Origin of the sequence: Sulfurimonas sp. (genome assembly GCF_023229025.1) — a bacterium.
Taxonomy (GTDB): domain Bacteria; phylum Campylobacterota; class Campylobacteria; order Campylobacterales; family Sulfurimonadaceae; genus Sulfurimonas.
This window is the reverse complement of sequence record NZ_JALOAA010000009.1, coordinates 23,926-43,408: the sequence shown is the minus strand read 5'-3', so window position 1 is coordinate 43,408 and position 19,483 is coordinate 23,926. Positions and strand designations below refer to the sequence as shown.

Here is a 19,483-nt window from a genome sequence, read left to right as displayed (position 1 = left end):
TACTTTTCTGATTTATTCTTTATCTTTTATTTTAAAAACAACAGCATAAAGCAGTGGCAGATAAATAAGGTTTAATACGGTAGCCCAAGCTATTCCAAATCCTAAAGATACTGCCATTGGTTGAAGTATCATAGCCTGTCCGGAAGCAAAAAATATCAGAGTACAAAGTCCTAAAACAGTTGTCAAAGATGTTAGCAATATAGGTCTAAGTCTTGTCTGCGCATACTTCATAAGCTCCTCTGTATTTCTAGCTTTTTTTATAAAACTTACTACTATAAGACCATCATTAACAACAACACCTGATAATCCTACAACGCCTATCAATCCAGGCATAGTTAAGTTTATGCCCATTACCATATGACCGAAGAATACACCAAGCAGAACAAGAGGAATTGTACTTATAACAATCAAAGATTTTTTAATAGAGTCAAAAAGCCATACAAGCGTTATAAATATCAAAAATATTGCTATAAGTGCAGACTGCATCAGCTCTCTTTTATTTTTAGCGTTCTCTTTCTCCTCCCCCTTTATATCAATAATATATCCGTCATTTTTTAGTTTCAAAAAAGTCGTTTCAAGTTTTTCCATAACTTCTGCAGAGGTTACAACTTTTTTATCTATAGAAGCTACAACAGTTCTAATCCTTACTCCATTCTCTTTTTGAAGCGCTACAAACCCTTGAGTGACTATAAAATCACAAACATCACTTAACAGTATAAACTTCTCTGATGAGGGTATTTGAACCTCAATAGTGTCTATTGAGCTTATCTCTTCATTAATTCCACTCTCTATCTTTATACGTACAAGTCCGCTCTCATTAAACATTTTGCCATATTCACCTTTTAGGTAATATGCTCTAAGCTCTTTAGATATATACTCCTCACTAAATCCTAACTGCTGTCCATACTCATTAACACGGAGTTTTAGCTCCTTTTCACCAAGAGTTGCATCATTTGAGATGTTATTAACGCCCTCAATAGTTTTTAGTGCATCCTCTAGCTCTTTTATACCGCGTATTGTTTTTTGTTCACTGTTTGCACTTAAACTTATCTCTATATCTGAAGCAACAACACCGGCTCCGGGAACTTTAACAACAAGCTCTTCGTAAACTTCGCTCTTATATTCATCTTTAAGTTTTCTAAATGGCTCTACAACCTTCTCTACATCCTTGGCAATCTCTCTTGCATCTCTTTGTCGTTTTAAAATATCCTTATCATACTCAATAGATAGATATGGGCTTATGTACTTATCAAATAAGTTATCCGGTGCACGCTCTGTTAAATCAATAAATATATGAAAGAGGTGCTCTCCCGTCTCAACCATATTTTTAGCATCAAGCTTGAATCCTATAACAGATGTAATTGATGATATATCATCACCTTTTATATTCTTTAAAAGTTCTCTCTCAAGTTCTGTTACGATTGCTTCGGTATCTTCTAGCTCATTATTTACATTTACCTTCCCATAAACATAGACCTGTGTAGTGTCAAAGTCAGGAAAAAGTTGAAATTTTGAATTTTTAATCATAACGGTAGTTAAAGATAATATTGTTACGACTATAACTATAAGCGAGAGCCATCTCTTTTTAAAAACAAAATGCAAAATAGTGTTATGCCATGAAGAGAGTCTTTTCCAAACTTTCTTTGTAAAACTTTCATTATGGGAAACTTTTAGAAAATCGTGTGCATGTAGAGGCAAAAAGTAAAAAGCTTCAAATAAAGAGGAGAGAAGAAGCACTGTTATCATAATAGGGATTATTTTTATAAACATCCCCATCTCGCCACTAAGTAGTAGCATAGGTAAAAATGCAAAGATTGTTGTCAGTGTGGCTGTTAAAACTGCAGGAAACATCTCCTGCGCCCCAACAATAGCCGCTTCTCTTCTATCCATACCCTCTTCTAGATGTCTATATATATTCTCAGCTACAACAATTGCTTCATCAACTAACATTCCAAGAGCTATTAGTGCTCCAAGAAGAGAGAGCATATTTAAACTATCCCCCATAATCTCTGTAGCAATAAGCCCTATCATAAAACTCAGTGGAATTCCGATAGCAACAACCAAGGCAATACCGCGGTTTATAAATATAAGCATTGCCAAAAAGACAAGCATAAGCCCAAATGTTATATTTGCAAAAACAGTATTGAGACGATTTTTAATCCAAACAGAAGTATCTGCATAGATTTCATACTGAAGCTCCGGATGAAGTTTTTGCTTCTCTTTTAGAAGAGTTCTAACCTGTTTAACAAGCTCTATAGCATTTCCGTCTTTTGATTTTTCAATATTTATAGATATATTTCTTACGCCGTTATAGTGAGATAACTCTGTTTCATCACTAAGTCTAAATGACACCTCTGCAATATCGCCTATGCGAACTCTAAAACTGCCTATATTTATTACTGTATTTTCTATATCTCTCTTGTTTTTTTCGCCGTTATATGTTGAGATATAGAGATGAGAACCTCTATCTTTAATCGTTCCAATAGGAAAGACTGAGCTTATATTTCTAAGAGATTCAATTGCTAGTGCGGGTTGAAGTCCAAAAGCCAAAACCTTCTGTTCATCTATTTTAATAACCAGCTCTTCCTCAGCATCTCCTCGAATTGTAATATCGCTTAAATCTTTCAGCTTGCTAAGTTCACTCTTTAGCTCTTCTGCTCTTTGTAGCAGCTCCTCTTTGGGTCTGTCTCCTGCTAGGGCGATAAGAGCAAGAGGAAAATTCTGTAGCTGTATTTTTGCAATCGGCTCTGCCATGTCTGCCGGTAGATCTTTTTTTACACTGCTTACTATATCTTTTACATCATTTAAAACGTTTACATTATCAGATCCACTCTTTATATCTGCTACAATTGAAAACGAGCCGTTTTTAATAGTTGTCTTTATAACATCAAGCTCACTTATGTTTTGAAGGTCATCCTCTATAGTCTTGACAACCATCTTATCAAGCACGTCGGCAGAAGTTCCAACATATCCGCCGCTTATGGTGACTTTGTCCATATTCATAGGAGGAAAAATCTCTTTTGGAATATTTATATAGGCAAATATGGATAAAAGAAGAATAAATATAAGTAAAATATGATTTAATAAAGGCTTATCTATTGCAAACTCTAAAAAACGACGAATCATTAGACCTCTTTAAAATATTGTATCAAGTACTTGGTTTTTAAATCTAATAGACTCAACTGAGCTTTTAATTAACCTATTCTCTTCTTTTAGTATGTCATACTCACTTTTTAATTTTGACACATCCCTGCTTTTAAAATATATCTGTTGTTGTATGTATATCTTTGGAAAAAGTATAATAGAGACAAATATAATACTAAGTAGAACATACAAAAGGTGGTTTATATCTACACCCTTTTTTGGATTAAAGACTAAATCTATCTCATCTAGCAACTCTCTCTTATCGCTCATGTGGTAAATCCGTTTCAAATATTCTAAGCTTAGCACTTCTACTTCTAGGATTTTCCTTTAGCTCGCTATCTTCTGCCGTAATTGGTTTTTTTGTTAAAACTCTTCCCTGTGAATAATCCCTTGAACATACACATCTCATCGCATCTTTTGGACAGATACAGCTCTGCTTCCATTTAGAAAATCTGCTCTTTACAATCCTGTCTTCAAGTGAGTGAAAAGAGATTATTGCTATTTTTGCATTTGGGAATCTTATCTCTTGTATTGTATCTAAAAGCGAATTAAGTTCACCGAGTTCATCATTTACCTCTATACGGATAGCTTGCATCAGAAGTGTAGATGGATGAATCTTTTTTCCTTTTGGCATAAGGTGTTTTATAGCTTCACTAAGCTCTTTTGCCGATGAAAATGGACGATTTTGCACTATAAAAGATGCCATTTTTTTATAGTTTCTAAGCTCTCCATACTCCAGCAAAATTCTCTCTAAATCACTACTTGAGTACTCATTTACAACTGTTGCAGCACTCAGAGGAGCATCTCTATCCATTCTCATGTCAAGATTTTCACTATTAAAAGAGAAACCCCTATCTTTTTGATCCAGTTGAAGCGATGAGACTCCAATATCTGCTAAAATGCCTTTTATATCTTTTTTATCATACTCTTTTAAAATATCTTTTATAACGGATGAAAAACGCCCCTTCTTAATCTCTACTCTATTTTCATAAGGTTTAAGCCTAGAGGTTGAAAAATCAATTGCACTCTGGTCTTGGTCTATTGCGATTAGCTTAATATTTGGGTTTGCTTCTAAAATCATAGATGAGTGACCGCCGTACCCCATTGTACAATCTATAATTATTCCATCTTTTATATCACTGAATGTCTCTAGCACTTGCGCGTATAGAACCGGAATGTGTGGAACAATTTGCATTTAAGTCCTATATTATTTTTCTTATAATTATACATTAACTTTGTAAAATTTAATTTTTATTACTGTATGATAAAGAAAAAAGAGCGTGAATATGCAAACAATAATAAGTGAATATTATGTAGAATTAGTCGGGCTAGTCGTTTTGGCAACTCTTTTAATTATATTTATTCTCTTAAAAAACTCTAAAGCAAAAGAGGCTAGCACTACCCAAAAAGAGGAAGATAGACTCAAGAGTAGTGCCAAAGAAGATCAAAAGCAGACTTTAGAGATTAAACAAGAAGAAAAACTAAAGAAAAAAGAGGAGGTTGAGCTTAAAGATGAGGCTATAGCGCTTAAAGAAGAGCTTCAAAAACCGACTTCTTTAGAACCAATAAACAGAAAAAAACGTGAACTTGTTCCACATGAAAAAATCACAAAAGATGATTTTAACACTTTTAATGGTACCAAGATATTAATTGCCGAAGATAATATAATAAATCAAAAAGTTATCATAGGACTCTTATCTACATCAGGAATAGAGATAACTATTGCCAACGACGGCAAAGAAGCACTTGATATTTTAGAAGATGATAGAGATTTTGCTGTTATCTTTATGGACGCACATATGCCAAATATAGATGGATTTCAAGCAACAAGACTTATTAGAAAAAACCCCGACTATAACCATATTCCAATTGTAGCTCTTAGCGGTGACACTGCAGCAGATGATGTTAGAAATATGTTAAATGTCGGAATGGAAGCGCACCTTGAGAAACCTCTTAAAATGGATGCTCTATATGATATTTTATACATATATACTACAGGTCAAGAGTCACAACAATCATCTTATGTAAATCAGCAAAATAGTGTTTTGGAGTTTGATATTGAAAAAGGTTTAGATATATGCGGAGGTGATAAAGAGTTTTACTTAGAGATATTAAATGATTTTTTATCAAAATACTCCGACTCTGCGAGCAGACTCCAAGAGCATATAAACGGAACAAACGGTGTAGATGCCGATAAAATGCTCCTTGATATATCCGGTGTAGCAGCAAGTATAGGTGCAGATGAGCTGCATAATATCGCTATTGAGCTAAAGAGTAGTATCGCTAATCCATCAGATTTAACTTATATAAGCAATCTAAAAAAATATAAAAGAGCTCTTAATAGAGTGTGCGAGGCTATAAGAGGGTATATATCAGCCTCCTAATGCCTTTTTAACATGCTCATCAGCCATGGTTACGTTCCACTCCGGCTCCCATACTAAATCAATCTCTACGCTGGTAATCCCTGCCATCTTCTGCACTGCCTCTTTTACCCACTGCTGAATAAGCTGATGCATAGGGCACGCTTTTGTAGAGAGTGTCATCTTTACATAGGCATTTCCTTCATCATCGCATGAAGCGTCATAAATAAGTCCCATCTCAACAAGGTTAAAACCAACCTCTGGGTCTATAACTGTTGAAATCGCTAAAAATAGTTCCTCTTTTGTGTACATCATTGTAAATCCTTATTAAATTTAATTTTTATAACTTATATATCTCTTTTTACTGAGATATTCCTTCTCTGTAATTTATCATATAAAACACACTTTTTACAAAAGCCAAAGCACCCATCAATAAAAATGAGGCTCCGGCTTTAAGAATAGTTCCATCTTCTAAAAGCAGGGCAACTGCTACGACAACAACACCCAAAGCACCAAATATAAACTGGGCAGAAGAGCTTTTAGCAGGAAGCATATCAGCTAACATAGGCACTTTTTGTTTTCCTACAAGAGGAGAAAATCTCTCAAACCAGACAAGAAACGGAATTATTTTGTATATATGCCCCGTTATCACAAATGCAAAAAAACCAAAAAATATCATCCATGCAGACGCTAAAAGCAGTGGCTCATATCCTACAGCTAAGTAGATTAAACCAAACGCAAGGGATATTATTAAAGAGGAGTATGCAAATATAAGCGATTTTGCATAAATATCTATCTCTTTTCTAGCTCTAGTTTTATGTATTGTATATATAAAATAGAAGTATATTAACAATCCTACCGCCGCAACTCCATAACCCACATACGCTAAAAATGCTACCCCCGTAAGTGATGAAAGCACAACCGCTAAAACTGACAAGCTTACTGATGCTATTGCTATCTCTAAAGGTTTTTTACTAAAGCCATGAGAGAGTCCAAACATTGGAAGCAAAACAACAGATAGCCCCATAATTGTCACTACTATATAACCAACGACAACTAAAAATACATGCCCTTTTAACAAAGCATTAATATCAACTGCCACCATACCTGCATATCCAAGAGCCATAACAAGACCAAAAATAATTCCAAAGAAAAGAAATATATTTGATATTAGCAAGCTGCTTATTACAAGGTTAAACTTCTTGACTTTTTTTATGGTTAGAAATATCTCCATCACAAAAATCATCATAGCAATCAGCACAACAACTCCACCAAAAGGCAAAAGCATTGGATAACTTAAAAATCCAAATGCCATCATGATAGTACCTATCGATAAAAGCGGCCATATAGCATAAAATAGTTCAACACCAAAGTGCCCTACTTCTAAAACTACAGGCACTAGTTGCGCCATTGCACCAAAAATAATCATCATGGCAAAGCCAAGCAAAAAAAGATGAACAAAACTTAGAATTTTCGTATCTAACATTGATAAATTATCTGTTGATATAAAAAAGATAAATACAACAGAGAGAAGATAAAATATTGCACCCAATATAAAAAATGGAGATATTAGTTTAAAAGGAGGTGCAAAATCTTGCGATACAGAAAACATATAGTTGCTAGTGACTTATGTTTTCAAGATCTGTAGTAGATGATGAACCATTATCTGAGAAAATTATTTTTACCAATCCGCCTTCTAGCATCTCAGTCTCATAAGAGATATCATCGCCTAACTTTGAAAAAAGACCTCCAGGCGCTTTATGATTAATCATTACCAGTTTATCATCTGTCCCTTTTATAAGCTTCAATCCAGATACAGCATTTACCATAGGATCTGGGGGACCACATTTTGAAGTATCAAAATAGTAACTACTCTGACCATCTTTTTCTAATTTAAAAAAATCTACTGTTGCGCCTACAACATCTATTTTCAAGGCTTCTTTTGGAATAAATGACATTCTGAACTCCTATAAATTTATATAGTTAAATTATATTTAATATATAGATTTATAGCGTTGATTTGTATCAACAATGAGGATAAAATTATCTTATTTGCCCGCTTCCGTATATTTTGAACTTATATGTTGTCAGACCTTCTATACCCATCGGACCACGAGCATGAAGTTTATTTGTACTTATCCCCACTTCTGCTCCAAATCCAAAAGCTCCGCCATCTGTAAATCTTGTTGAGGCATTAAGATAAACAACAGCAGCATCTATAGCATTTAAAAATTTCTCTGCTGATGTGACATTTTCAGTGATAATAGCCTCTGAGTGACCTGAACTAAACCTTACAATATGTTCTATTGCGCCATCTACACCATCAACAACTTTAATATTTAGTATATTTGCAAGATATTCAGTATCATAATCTTCATCAGTAGCATTCTCAACTTTAATAATAGCTTGAGTCTCTAAACACCCTTTAAGCTCCGTGTGTGCCTTGTCAAACTCAGACTTTAATTTAGGGAGTGCATCTCGGGCAATAGATTTATCAACCAACAGAGTCTCCATCGCATTACAAACACCGGGTCTTTGAACCTTTGCGTTTATTGCTATTTTAATAGCATCATCAAGTTTTGCGTCCTTATCAATATAGGTATGGCACTGTCCTTTATCATGTTTTACCACGCTAACAGTGGCATTGTCACTTACATATTTTATAAGCCCTGCCCCGCCTCTTGGAATAATCAAATCAACATATCTATCCATCTTAATAAGCTTAGCAACTCCCTCTCTTGATGAATCTGGGATTAAAGATACTAACGATTTTGGCAAGCTATTTTTCTCTAAGACTGCTTGAAGTACTTTTGCTATTGCCTTATTTGAATTTTCAGCCTCTTTACCACCCTTTAAAACACACACATTTGAACTCTTAAAGCAAAGAGCCGCGGTATCACTTGTTACATTCGGACGAGACTCATATATTATGCCTATAACTCCGATAGGGATAGAGACTTTTTCTATCTTAAGTCCATCTTCTGTCACCCACCCATCAATGATTCTTCCAACCGGCTCTTTTAGTGCTGCTATCTCTTCAATAGCTACTGCCATAGCATCAATACGCTTCTCATCTAAAAAAAGTCTATCCATTAAAGCGGATGAGAGATTATTCTTTTTTCCATCAGACATGTCAAGAGCATTTGCTTCAAGCAAATCCATAGTGTTGCTTCTTAGAGCTTCTGCCATCTCTCTTAAAATTCTATTTTTATCTGCTCCGCTAAGTGTGCTAAGTACCCTGCTTGCTTCTTTTGCCTCTTGTAAAAATTGTTCCATCATCTTTGCCTTTTATTTTTAAATTTCATATGTTAATGCTATACTACCATAAAAAAATAAAGGCACTTTATGAAAACCATCACTTTTATCGGCAACGGAAATATGGCTCTAAGCATAGCTAAAGGATTAAAACAGAGCTATAAACTCGAAGTTATCGGCAGAGATTTAGAAAAATTAAATAAGTTTGAAGATGAATTGGGTGTTAAAATAGAAAAAGAGCTGATGGATGAGTGTAATATAGAAGGCAAAACAGTAATACTATGCGTAAAACCCGCAAATGTTGAAGAGATAGCCGCTAGAGTAGAAGGTAGAGCAAAAGTTATCTACTCTGTTCTTGCAGGAACAACGGTGCAAAAGATTAAACAGAATTTAAATCCATATGCAGTTGTTAGAAGTATGCCAAATCTTGCTGCAAGTGTTGGAAAATCTATGACTACGCTTACAGGAGATGAAGCCTACAAGGAGGAGGCAAAAGAGCTGCTTGGGGCTATAGGTGCGACTCTTTGGTTAGCGAGCGAGAAAGAGCTTGATATTGCAACAGGCTTAGCAGGAAGCGGACCTGCTTATTTGACACTAATTGCCGAAGCATTGACTGATGGAGCAGTAAAACAGGGGATGAGAAGAGCCGATGCTATGGCAACTATGCGCGGTCTTTTTGCCGGATTTGGTGAGCTTATACAAGATACTCATCCCGCTTTATTAAAAGATGGTGTTATGAGTCCGGGTGGAACAACTGCCGCAGGCTACGGTGCACTTGAGGATGGAAATGTCAGAGCTTCATGTATAAACGCAATTGAGCAAGCTTATAAAAAAGCAGTTGAATTATCAAAATAGACGAAGTAGTTTTAAGCAAAATCAGAAGCTTCTAAAGTAGTTAGAAGCTCTGAAAGGCAAGTAGATTAACTAAAAAGTGATAAAAGGATACCTGCAGCAACAGCTGAACCGATAACACCTGCAACATTTGGACCCATAGCATGCATTAGAAGCATATTTGAGCGGTCATACTCCATACCGACTTTATTAGATACACGAGCAGCCATAGGAACGGCAGAAACACCTGCAGAACCGATAAGCGGATTTACTTTATTTCCAGGAAATAGATTCATAATCTTAGCCATGATTACACCGGCAGCAGTACCTGCAGAGAATGCCACAACACCAAGTGCTAGAATTGCCAAAGTATCTGCAACCAAGAACTGATCTGCCGCAAGTTTAGAACCTACAGCCAATCCCAAGAAGATAGTTACAATATTTATCAAAGCATTTTGCATAGTATCAGATAATCTATCTACAACACCACTCTCTTTCAAGAAGTTACCAAACATAAACGCACCGATAAGAGGCGTAGCATCCGGAAGCACTAAAATAGCTAATACTAAAACCATAATCGGGAAAACTAACTTCTCTAAGCGAGAGACATGACGAAGTGTACTCATCTTAATTTTTCTCTCAGCATCTGTTGTAAGTGCTTTCATAATAGGAGGTTGAATTATAGGAACCATAGCCATATATGAGTAAGAAGCAACTGCAATAGCTCCTAAAAGCTCAGGAGCAAGTTTTGATGCTATAAAGATTGAAGTCGGTCCATCAGCCCCACCGATAATTGAAATAGCTGAAGCTTGTTGAAGAGTAAATTCAAAAATAGGCGTATATTGTGCAAGTGCAACTGCTCCAACTAGTGTTCCAAAAATTCCAAATTGTGCCGCGCCGCCTAAGAGCGCAGTTTTTGGATTTGAGAGTAGAGGACCAAAATCAGTCATAGCGCCAACACCCATAAATATAAGAATAGGAAAAAACTGATTTGCCAAGCCCATCTCATACATTATTCCTAAAAACCCATCAGGTCCCGCAATTCCTGCAATAGGAATATTTGCCAAAAGCCCGCCAAATCCTATAGGTAAAAGAAGCAGAGGCTCAAAGCCCTTTGCAATTGCAAGATAGAAAAGCGCAAAAGCGACAAGTATCATAATGACCCTACCCCAAGATTTGTGAAAATCACTCATTTTATCGCCATGAGAACTTAGTTCATTGGGGTCTGGGCTTAAAAAGGCTTTAATTCCCGTAGAGCTGAGAAAACCGCCTACCATTTCAGAAAATGACTGCGCCTGATACGTTTCAACTTTTTTAGTAGCCGCTTCATGTAAAGTAGTCTCAGCAACTGAGGCATAAAGAGAACTAAAGCTAAGAAGTACCAAAAACATAAAAGTTTTTATAACATTTTTTTTCATCTAATTATCCTAGAACTGCTACGACTTGACCTTCAACTACTTTATCGTTTGTAGCAACATTAATAGATTTTATAACACCGCCTTTTGGTGCTACTATGTCTATCTCCATCTTCATAGACTCTAAAATCATAATTACATCGCCTTCATTAACGCTTTGACCAGGATTAGCAACTATTTTCCAAACATTTCCAGGTAAAAGTGCTTTTATATCTAAAAGAGTTCCGGAGCCTGCTTCCTTCTTAGGTGCAGAAGCAGCCTCTGCCGTGCTCTCCCCGTTTACCTCAGTAACTTGAATATTAACATCTCCTTCTGCAACCTGAACACTAAATTTTTGACCATCTACAACTACAGTATAGTTTCCATTACCCATATTTTTGCTTCCTTCTTCTTTTTTCATTTCTGATATTTTACGAACATTTAACTCGCCTTGACCTTTAAGAAAAGCGATACCTTTCTCATGACAAGCTGCTGCTATGAAGATATTCTCTTCGGTAATCTCAATATCCTCTTCTTTAAGCTTCTTAATCCATGTGTTTAATGATTTGCTCTCATCTGCATTTGCCAAATCAAGAGCTTTTTCTGTTGTAGGCTCTAACCCTAACTTCTCAGAAGCAATTTTAACAATCTCAGGATCCGGTGCAACCGGAGTTTTACCAAAATATCCAAGCACCATTTTTCCATAGCCGGGAGCTATTGCGTTCCAAGGTCCCTGCATAACATTGTTAAGTGCTTGTTGAAAATAAAATTGTGAAACAGGAGTAACTGATGTTCCGTAACCACCCTTCTCTACAACCTCAGTCATAGCGGCAATAACTTCAGGAAATTTATCTAAAATGCCGTTATCGCGCATCATCTGTGTATTTGCAGTAAGTGCGCCGCCGGGCATTGGTGAGAATGGTATTATCGGGGATACCATTGTTGCTTCAGGAGGCATAAAGTAGTCCGATAGGCAGTTTTGTAACTCTTTTTCATATGTTAGAATTTTATTTATCTCTAACCCGCCCAGGTCATAATCCATCCCTTTTGTTGCATGAAGCATAGTTAAGATATCCGGTTGGCTTGTTCCGCCGCTAACTGGAGCAGCAGCCATATCGATACCATCTACACCTGCTTCAAGAGCTGCCATATATGCAGCAACGGAAACACCTGCCGTCTCATGCGTATGAAGTCTTAGATGTGTTCCTTCCGGTATTAGACGTCTAGCCATCTCAATAGTTTCAAACACTTTTTGCGGATTTGATGTGCCGGATGCATCTTTAAAACAGATGCTATTGTAAGGAATACCGCTGTCTAATATCTCTCGCAATGTTTTTTCGTAAAACTCAACCGTATGAGCACCGTAACATCCGGGAGGAAGATCCATCATTGTCACAACAACCTCATGTTTAAGTCCATGATGTACGATTCTCTCACCTGAATATTTTAAGTTTTCTACGTCATTAAGCGCGTCAAAATTTCTAATTGTTGTGGTACCATGTTTTTTAAACATTTTAGCATGCAAATCAATTAGCTCTTTAGAACCCGTGTCTAGCATTACGGTATTTACACCACGAGCTAAAGTTTGAAGGTTTGCATCAGGTCCAACTATTTCACGAAACCTATCCATCATCTCAAATGCATCTTCTCTTAAATAAAAATACAGAGATTGAAATCTGGCACCGCCAGCAAACTCAAAGTGAGTTATTCCTGCAGTTTTTGCCGCTTCCACTGCAGGAAAAAAATCGTTCATTAAAACACGACCGCCAAAAACGGACTGAAAACCGTCTCTAAAAGTCGTATCCATTATATCTATATATTTTTTAGCCATACTAATCCTTAACTTTCTCTATGAAATTTAATTGCCGCCGTTATAGCTGCAGCTACCTTTTTTTGATTGCTCTGAGTGTTTGATGATGAAGAGCTCGTACTCGGTTGAACTTCAGGAAAAAATTTATGTACAATTTTTGACATCATCCCCATTAGAAAAATCAAAGTTGTAAGAAACAAGAACACTGCTCCCATTCCTAGTCCCATAAACTTTAATCCCTCTACTACAAGATTAGTATCCATATCAATATACCTCTTTTTTTATTTAGCGTGTAATTGTATTATATTAATATTTAAAAAGCCTTATTACTATTTCTTTATTTTTAATATAGAGCCAAATTGTTACCTTTTGATTATATAATTCATAAAAAAATAGTATAGGTGTAAATATGAAAAATGAAAATGTCGTCAAATTTGGACATATAAATACAATAGAAGGGTACTCATATTTAGCACTTGTTTTTATTGCAATGCCGATGAAATATCTTTTAGACATACCGCTAGCTGTAAAAGTAGTAGGAATGATTCATGGAATACTTTTTATTCTTTTTTGCCTGCTTTTAGTTAAAGCTTGGCATGAGGCAAAGTGGTCTTTTAAAGAAAATACGCTGTTTTTTATCGCTTCTCTTATCCCTTTTGGAACCTTTTTTACTAAAGCTAAAATAAAAACTTATGAATAAAAAAGTTTTCTTTAGTTAAAATAACTCTACTATTAATTAAGGAATATATTTATGATTGCCGGAATAAATGAGCAAGACTTTATTGCATATCTTATCTTTGGTCTTATATTAAACTTCCTCTTCTCGATAATGTTTGGGGTTTACTTAAGCAAAAACATAGGAATGCAAGAGATGATTAAATCAAAGGGAGATAAGGAGCAGTCACTACTTGTAAGCTTCAGTCTTTTCATACCGTATGCAAAAATGTTAATTACTCTATATAGAGTTGCTATTTTGCAACTATTCTTTTTAAACAAAGGGTATTCACACAAAGAGTTCTGGATTTATATGACGACAAACAGACTAAATAAACTGGATTAAACTAAGAGATGAATGATTTCAAACTAAAAATAGCACTTAGCGTACTGACTGCTATTATTTTTTCGTTTGTTTTTATTATACTCGCCTTCATCTTGCCGACGCAAAAAGATGAACCAAAAATTATTAAAAAACCAAGTAATATACTAGAAGAGGTTTCAAAATCTCTTAGAAAGTAGAATCTACAGAGAGTTTTTAACCTCAATTAGCTTTAGCGTTTCATATGCACAAAGCGGATTTAGCTTAGTGGCTGTTACCTCTAACGCTTTTACATACAGCCTCAGATAGTTTAAATCTTCCTCATACATTATTGCTTTTAATAACTTCTCAGCATCTTTAATTCTTAAGTTTCTAACAACACCTAGATTTTTATGAGCTAAGTTTCTAATATTTGTATAGTCTAATGCTCTATTTTCAAGCTCATCTTTTTTTAGCTCATGTATATATTCATAAAATACTATTTTTGATTTCAGTATCTGGATAATATAGTCCTCTACAAGTTGATAAACTATATCTTCTTCCAAAGAGAGTTCTTCTACAGCCTCCCCTATTTCATAGCGGTAATCAAGCATATCTAGCTCTTGGAAATTCTGTTTCATAAACAGACTTCCCTCTTTTAGCAATATGTCTATTTCACGGCGAAGTGCGGCATTCTCAGGCCGCCTTCTTTCTTTTGGATTATTGTTCATAGGCGTAAAATATCATAATTTTGCTTTTATTATAGCAATTAAAATATATTAAAAGAGATTTATAAACTCCAAACGCTGTAAATGCGCTTAGAGTTTATAGCTATATTGCTTTTGAGATAATTCTATTTAGCCTTAAAATAAATCCGGCAGTATCCTCTAGTTCTACGCCTTCAAAAAGTTTTGCTTGATCTAGCAAAACATGTGCAGCATCACTAATTAGATTTTGATCAGCTGATGCTTTTAGCTTAGCTATAAGCTCATGATTAGGGTTAATTTGAAGTATAGGAGCCGGAGCCGGCGCATCTGTGTTTTGCCCCATCTGCTTCATCATCTGAGCCATCATATAAGCAGGGTCCTCTTTATCCTCTTTTAATTTAACCGGAGAGTCTACTAAGTCAAATGTAACCTCAACAGACTTAACACTCTCACCAAGAGAATCTTTAATCTCTTTAACTAATCCTTCAAACTCTTTAGCTCTCTCTTGTTCTGCCTTCTTCTCCTCTTCACTCTCTGTGAATTTGGCATCACTTACATGAACAAACTTATACTCCTTATACTCTGTCACCATTGGAAAGACTATAGTGTCTATCTCTTCGTTTAATACTAAAACATCAATATTTCGACTCTTAAATCTCTCTAATGCAGGTGAGCTTTTCAGCATTGAGAGTGAAGTTTTACCGGTAATATAATAGATCTCTTTTTTATCTTCATCCACATTTTTAACAAAATCTTCAAACATTACCATCTCAGCAGAATTCAAGGTATTAAACTTCATTAACTCCAGAATCTTTTCACGATTACCGTAGTCACTATATAACCCCTCTTTTAAAACATTTCCAAACTCTTTGAAAAATTTACTATATTTCTCTTTATCATTTTTAGAAATTTTAGTAAGTTCTGAGAGTACTTTTTTAACTGAAGCATTTCTGATTTTTGCCATTACCGCATTTGATTGTAAAATCTCGCGAGAGACGTTAAGAGGCAGATCTTTAGAGTCAATTACACCGCGCAGAAATCTCATATATGTAGGCATAAGCTCTTTTTCATCATCAGTAATAAAGACACGGTTAATGTAGAGTTTAATTCCGGTTTGATAATCAACCCTATACATATCCATAGGAGCTTTACTAGGTATGTAAAATAGCGTTGTGTACTCTATTGCACCTTCTGCTTTATTATGCATCCAAGAGAGCGGCTCTTCAGAAGAGTGTGCGATTGAGCTATAGAAATCTTTATACTCCTCATCTTTTATCTCGTTTTTTGATATTGTCCAAAGTGCATTTGCGCGATTTATCTGAACATTTTCTATCTCATTTCTTGAAGGCTCTATCTCCTTGCCGTCATCATCCGTAACAGCAGGAATATACTTCTCTTTATCCATAAATATCGGAAATGGAATATGATTTGAATATTTTTTGATAATTGTCTCGACTCTATGAGATTCTAAAAACTCATCTTCATCATCATTTAAGTGCATTACAATTGTAGTTCCATGGGAATCTCTGGTTGTTTTTTCTATCTCAAATTCGCCGTCACCCTTGCTTTTCCATATGTAAGCCTGCTTCGATGCCGCCTTTTTTGTAATAACTTCAACACTATGTGCAACCATAAAACATGAGTAAAAACCTACACCAAACTGTCCTATTAGGTTGGAATCCTTTTTTTGGTCACCTGTTAAATTTTCTAAAAATGCTTTTGTTCCCGATTTTGCAATAGTACCGAGGTTGTTCATCAAATCCTCTTCGTCCATACCGATACCGGAATCTTTTATCGTTAAAGTTTTTGCCTCTTTATCGGCAATGATATCTACTCTTGGTGCAAACGTTACATCTTTATAACTCTCATCTGTTAAGACCAGCATGTTTAACTTATCAAGCGCATCCGATGCATTTGAAACTAACTCACGAATAAATATCTCTTTATTTGAATATAGTGAATGTATCATGAGATTAAGTATTTGATTTGCTTCTGTTTGAAACTGATGTTTTGCCATCTTTTGAATCCTTTTAAGTTAAAATTTCTATATAATAGTAGCAAAAAAAGTTAATAAATACAAATTATATCAACTATATTGAGTTAATAGGACTAAGGTATATTTACTCTAAGTACCTAAAATATTAAAATATGGCAAAAAGAAAACTTATTTTCATTTTTGTTTTATTTTTCTTTTTTAATGGCAAAACTCTTAAATTAATTTGGATATAATAAGACCATAAATATTATTTTAGATTTGGAGTAAGTATGAAAAAATTTACAACACTCGTTGCGATAGATTTCTCAAGAAGTAGTTATGTAGTTTTAGAAAAGGCACTTGAATTTACAAAAAAGATGGATGGGGAACTTCATGTTGTCCACGTAGTTGAGAGTTCGTTCTTTTCAAGAAACAGAAATCTAGACTCAATTAAAGCAAACGGCTTTAATGAACTTAAGAAAAATTTTAGCTCAATCAAAGAAGAGAACTATCACTGTGTTAGCGGTAAAGTAAAAGTAGAGGTATCAAATACGGCAAAAACTCTAAATGCAGATGTAATCATCATGGGAAATAGCGGTGAAACACACTTTTTAAGTGAGCTTCTTATGGGGTCTCATACTAAAGAGATAATAAAATATGCACAAACCCCTGTTCTTGTTATAAAAATCGACCATGAGATAGAGTATAAAAACATTTTAGTTCTTTCTGATTTATCTCAAGAGTCTGCCCAAGCAATTAAAAAAATTGCAAAAATTTTTCCAAAATCAAATATAACGCTTATAAATCTATACTATCTTCCGGTTGAAAATATGTTAATTACATATGGAGTTGACCAGCAAAGCATTCAAGAGTATCAAGACTCTTTAAGAGAAGAGAGCGAACAGAGTGTTGATTTATTTTTAAAATCTTTAGCTCTACCAAAAGAGATTAAAATTACTGCCTCTGCTCTACAGAGCTCTCTAAATCCTAAAGAGTTTAAAAATGAGGTTGCCGATATAAACTATGACCTACTAGCAATCCATGCAACACAAAACGTAAGCTTCTTTGCTTTTGATATTTTGGAGCAATCCGCTGTTGATGTTTTTGTTTTAAAATAGCTTTAGTTATGGTAGAAGAGTTTGTAGAGCCAAGAGAACCAACGCCTAAGCTCTACTCAAGGGGATGCAAAACAGTCTCGCTCTTTTTGAGACTCATATTGCAATACGGAGCTGTTACAACTACTCTTGTTGTATGGTATATGTATGATTTTTTTATTGCTCTGTTGACTTTAGTGCTAGTTTTTATAATTATGGGAATTATTCGCTCAAAACTTCGCAATAGTGTTATCCCTCTATCTCAAAGAGAGTTTCACTATAGTGACAAAGAGATAGCCGACTGGTATGCGGCAAAGATGATATGCCATGAAGTTGAGTAAGCCGGCATCGACACTTTAAAGTGTTATAGAGTTTCCATGTTCTACAATATGGCTCTCATGTCCGAGTCTATTTTTTATTGCAGTTGCAAATATCTCCATTTTATCTCTCTCTCCATGAATTAGATAGAGTTTTTTCAAATTATTTGCAGTTCCTATCCAATCAATTAAATCTTTTTGATCTGCATGAGCAGAAAAGCCGTTAATTGTGTACGCTTTAGCTTTAACGATTATATCCTCTCCATATATTTTAACGCTTTTTTGACCATCAACGATGCTTCTTCCCAGTGTTCCTTCTACTTGAAATCCAACAAATATAACTGCATTTCTGGCATTCCAAAGTTTGTGTTTTAAGTGGTGCATAATACGTCCACCGTTACACATACCGCTACCTGCAATTATAATAGAGCGCTCCTTTACTCTATTTATCGCCATGGATTGATTTCTTGTAGTAGTTGTTTCAAGCCAAGCAAAAGAGAATGGGTCTTTCCCTCTTCCTGATAGATACTCTAGTTTATCACTTAGGTGAACGGGGTATTTATTGTAAAGCTTTGTTGCTTTAATAGCAAGCGGACTATCTAAAAAAATACGACATTTGGGCAATTCGCCACTTCCGTGCATCTCATGAAGCAGCCAAAGTATCTCTTGTGTTCTCTCTAGCGCAAAAGAGGGTATTAAAATCGTACCTTTATCTTTAAGTGTCGAAATAACCGCCTCTTTAAACTCCTCTATACTCTGTTCTAAGGACTTATGCAGACGATCCCCATAGGTTGACTCTATAAAAAGAGCATCTGCTCTATCAAGTTTATCATGCTCATCAATTATGAGCCTTTGCTTAGGACCTAGGTCTCCAGAAAAGACAATGCGTTTATGTTCGTTTTGCTCTTGATAATCAATCATAACAAAAGCACTTCCCATAATATGACCTGCGTTGCCAAAAGATACGGTTATGTGCTGTTTTAGCTTATGCTCCTCATAATATTGTAGCGTTTTCCACTTTTTAGCAAAAACTTTTTTTACATCCTCTTTTGTATAGAGTGGTTCTAGTATGCTATCCTCCTCCCCACGTCTTCGTGCTTTTTTACTTATTGTCTTATACTCTTCTTGTAAAATCCCCGCACCGTCTAAAAGCATAATCTTAGCTATATCAAATGTAGCTTCCGTTGCAATAATTTTACCTTTAAACCCCTCTTTTATGAGCTTTGGAACTCTTCCAATATGATCAAGATGCGCATGTGTTAAAATAAGATAGTGCACATCTGAGGGCTCAAAACCAAAGGGTTCATAGTTTTTTTTGCTTCCGCCGTCGCCTTGAAACATACCGCAATCAATCAGTATCTTAATTGAGCCTATCTTAAGTAGATGACATGAACCCGTTACCGTCTGTGCCGCACCATATGATGTTACCTTAACCATTTTTATCCTTTTGTAACTACACTCTTAATTATTATATTTAAATATCTATATTTTAGTATTAATGACATTAACTAAAGCATACAAAACCTATCTCTTATATATTTTATAATATAATCCATATATTAAAGAAATAATAAGTAGAAG

The 19,483-nt window shown here is 35.2% G+C and carries 20 protein-coding genes; 7 read left to right on the top strand and 13 right to left on the bottom strand.

From position 1 onward, the window contains the following. Window positions 1-12: 12 nt before the first annotated feature. Genes M0Q20_RS03620 through rsmH form a run of 3 tightly spaced genes read right to left on the bottom strand, consistent with a single transcriptional unit; the run spans window position 13 to window position 4,339 of the window. Window positions 13-3,126 (bottom strand): efflux RND transporter permease subunit, encoded by a 3,114-nt coding sequence (locus M0Q20_RS03620; RefSeq protein ID WP_295058801.1) that lies wholly within the window; start codon window positions 3,124-3,126, stop codon window positions 13-15. 9 nt (window positions 3,127-3,135) lie between these two features. After that, entirely contained in the window at window positions 3,136-3,414 is a 279-nt protein-coding gene (locus M0Q20_RS03615) for a hypothetical protein (protein ID WP_295058800.1), read from the bottom strand. Next, complete coding sequence (rsmH, locus tag M0Q20_RS03610) at window positions 3,404-4,339, bottom strand: 16S rRNA (cytosine(1402)-N(4))-methyltransferase RsmH (protein WP_295058799.1); 936 nt, start codon at window positions 4,337-4,339, stop codon at window positions 3,404-3,406. Before rsmH ends, M0Q20_RS03615 begins: the two co-directional genes overlap by 11 nt. A 91-nt stretch (window positions 4,340-4,430) precedes the next feature. On the opposite strand from rsmH, the gene M0Q20_RS03605 reads away from it, so the two are divergent. Further along, a complete protein-coding gene (locus M0Q20_RS03605) occupies window positions 4,431-5,528 on the top strand; it encodes a hybrid sensor histidine kinase/response regulator (RefSeq protein ID WP_295058798.1) in 1,098 nt (365 codons plus the stop codon). Here the strand turns inward: M0Q20_RS03605 and M0Q20_RS03600 are convergent. The 4 genes from M0Q20_RS03600 to M0Q20_RS03585 all read right to left on the bottom strand — a co-directional run bounded on the left by M0Q20_RS03600 (window position 5,517) and on the right by M0Q20_RS03585 (window position 8,780). After that, window positions 5,517-5,816, bottom strand: a complete 300-nt coding sequence (locus M0Q20_RS03600) for a metal-sulfur cluster assembly factor (protein ID WP_295058823.1) — start codon at window positions 5,814-5,816, stop codon at window positions 5,517-5,519. The two genes, M0Q20_RS03605 and M0Q20_RS03600, sit on opposite strands and share 12 nt — an antisense overlap. A gap of 49 nt (window positions 5,817-5,865) precedes the next feature. Further along, window positions 5,866-7,116 (bottom strand): hypothetical protein, encoded by a 1,251-nt coding sequence (locus M0Q20_RS03595; protein WP_295058797.1) that lies wholly within the window; start codon window positions 7,114-7,116, stop codon window positions 5,866-5,868. 7 nt (window positions 7,117-7,123) lie between these two features. Beyond that, window positions 7,124-7,462, bottom strand: a complete 339-nt coding sequence (locus tag M0Q20_RS03590) for a hypothetical protein (RefSeq protein WP_295058796.1) — start codon at window positions 7,460-7,462, stop codon at window positions 7,124-7,126. Between the two features lie 85 nt (window positions 7,463-7,547). Further along, window positions 7,548-8,780, bottom strand: a complete 1,233-nt coding sequence (locus M0Q20_RS03585) for a glutamate-5-semialdehyde dehydrogenase (RefSeq protein WP_295058795.1) — start codon at window positions 8,778-8,780, stop codon at window positions 7,548-7,550. A gap of 69 nt (window positions 8,781-8,849) precedes the next feature. Between M0Q20_RS03585 and M0Q20_RS03580 the strand changes: the two genes are divergently transcribed. Further along, window positions 8,850-9,614, top strand: a complete 765-nt coding sequence (locus M0Q20_RS03580) for a pyrroline-5-carboxylate reductase (RefSeq protein ID WP_295058794.1) — start codon at window positions 8,850-8,852, stop codon at window positions 9,612-9,614. A 65-nt stretch (window positions 9,615-9,679) separates the two neighbouring features. Here M0Q20_RS03580 and M0Q20_RS03575 read toward each other — a convergent pair whose 3' ends face one another. Genes M0Q20_RS03575 through M0Q20_RS03565 form a run of 3 tightly spaced genes read right to left on the bottom strand, consistent with a single transcriptional unit; the run spans window position 9,680 to window position 13,057 of the window. Next, window positions 9,680-11,008: a sodium ion-translocating decarboxylase subunit beta gene (locus tag M0Q20_RS03575; RefSeq protein WP_295058793.1), complete on the bottom strand. Its 1,329-nt coding sequence runs from the start codon at window positions 11,006-11,008 to the stop codon at window positions 9,680-9,682. A gap of 4 nt (window positions 11,009-11,012) precedes the next feature. Beyond that, entirely contained in the window at window positions 11,013-12,815 is a 1,803-nt protein-coding gene (locus M0Q20_RS03570; RefSeq protein ID WP_295058792.1) for a biotin/lipoyl-containing protein, read from the bottom strand. Between the two features lie 8 nt (window positions 12,816-12,823). Next, window positions 12,824-13,057 (bottom strand): OadG family transporter subunit, encoded by a 234-nt coding sequence (locus M0Q20_RS03565; protein ID WP_295058791.1) that lies wholly within the window; start codon window positions 13,055-13,057, stop codon window positions 12,824-12,826. Window positions 13,058-13,203: 146 nt separating this feature from the next. Between M0Q20_RS03565 and M0Q20_RS03560 the strand changes: the two genes are divergently transcribed. The 3 genes from M0Q20_RS03560 to M0Q20_RS03550 are packed head-to-tail and all read left to right on the top strand — an operon-like array spanning window position 13,204 to window position 14,030. Further along, window positions 13,204-13,494 (top strand): DUF3817 domain-containing protein, encoded by a 291-nt coding sequence (locus tag M0Q20_RS03560; RefSeq protein ID WP_295058790.1) that lies wholly within the window; start codon window positions 13,204-13,206, stop codon window positions 13,492-13,494. Between the two features lie 51 nt (window positions 13,495-13,545). Further along, window positions 13,546-13,854 (top strand): hypothetical protein, encoded by a 309-nt coding sequence (locus tag M0Q20_RS03555; protein ID WP_295058789.1) that lies wholly within the window; start codon window positions 13,546-13,548, stop codon window positions 13,852-13,854. 8 nt (window positions 13,855-13,862) lie between these two features. Beyond that, window positions 13,863-14,030 carry a hypothetical protein gene (locus tag M0Q20_RS03550; RefSeq protein ID WP_295058788.1) on the top strand — a complete coding sequence of 56 codons (168 nt, stop codon included), beginning with the start codon at window positions 13,863-13,865 and terminating at the stop codon, window positions 14,028-14,030. A gap of 3 nt (window positions 14,031-14,033) precedes the next feature. Here the strand turns inward: M0Q20_RS03550 and M0Q20_RS03545 are convergent, their stop codons facing one another. Both M0Q20_RS03545 and htpG read right to left on the bottom strand, forming a co-directional pair. Continuing rightward, window positions 14,034-14,540, bottom strand: coding sequence for a hypothetical protein (locus tag M0Q20_RS03545; RefSeq protein WP_295058787.1), 507 nt, complete (start codon window positions 14,538-14,540; stop codon window positions 14,034-14,036). Window positions 14,541-14,640: 100 nt separating this feature from the next. After that, on the bottom strand, window positions 14,641-16,533 hold the full coding sequence (gene htpG, locus M0Q20_RS03540; protein WP_295058786.1) for a molecular chaperone HtpG: 1,893 nt from the start codon (window positions 16,531-16,533) through the stop codon (window positions 14,641-14,643). Between the two features lie 248 nt (window positions 16,534-16,781). Here htpG and M0Q20_RS03535 point away from each other — a divergent pair, with 248 nt between their 5' ends. Together M0Q20_RS03535 and M0Q20_RS03530 are read left to right on the top strand one after the other, a co-directional pair. Beyond that, window positions 16,782-17,609, top strand: a complete 828-nt coding sequence (locus M0Q20_RS03535; RefSeq protein WP_295058785.1) for a universal stress protein — start codon at window positions 16,782-16,784, stop codon at window positions 17,607-17,609. Between the two features lie 8 nt (window positions 17,610-17,617). Further along, window positions 17,618-17,926 (top strand): hypothetical protein, encoded by a 309-nt coding sequence (locus tag M0Q20_RS03530; protein WP_295058784.1) that lies wholly within the window; start codon window positions 17,618-17,620, stop codon window positions 17,924-17,926. A 15-nt stretch (window positions 17,927-17,941) separates the two neighbouring features. On the opposite strand, the gene M0Q20_RS03525 is transcribed toward M0Q20_RS03530, so the two are convergent. Then, window positions 17,942-19,339: an MBL fold metallo-hydrolase gene (locus tag M0Q20_RS03525; RefSeq protein ID WP_295058783.1), complete on the bottom strand. Its 1,398-nt coding sequence runs from the start codon at window positions 19,337-19,339 to the stop codon at window positions 17,942-17,944. Window positions 19,340-19,483: the final 144 nt, after the last annotated feature.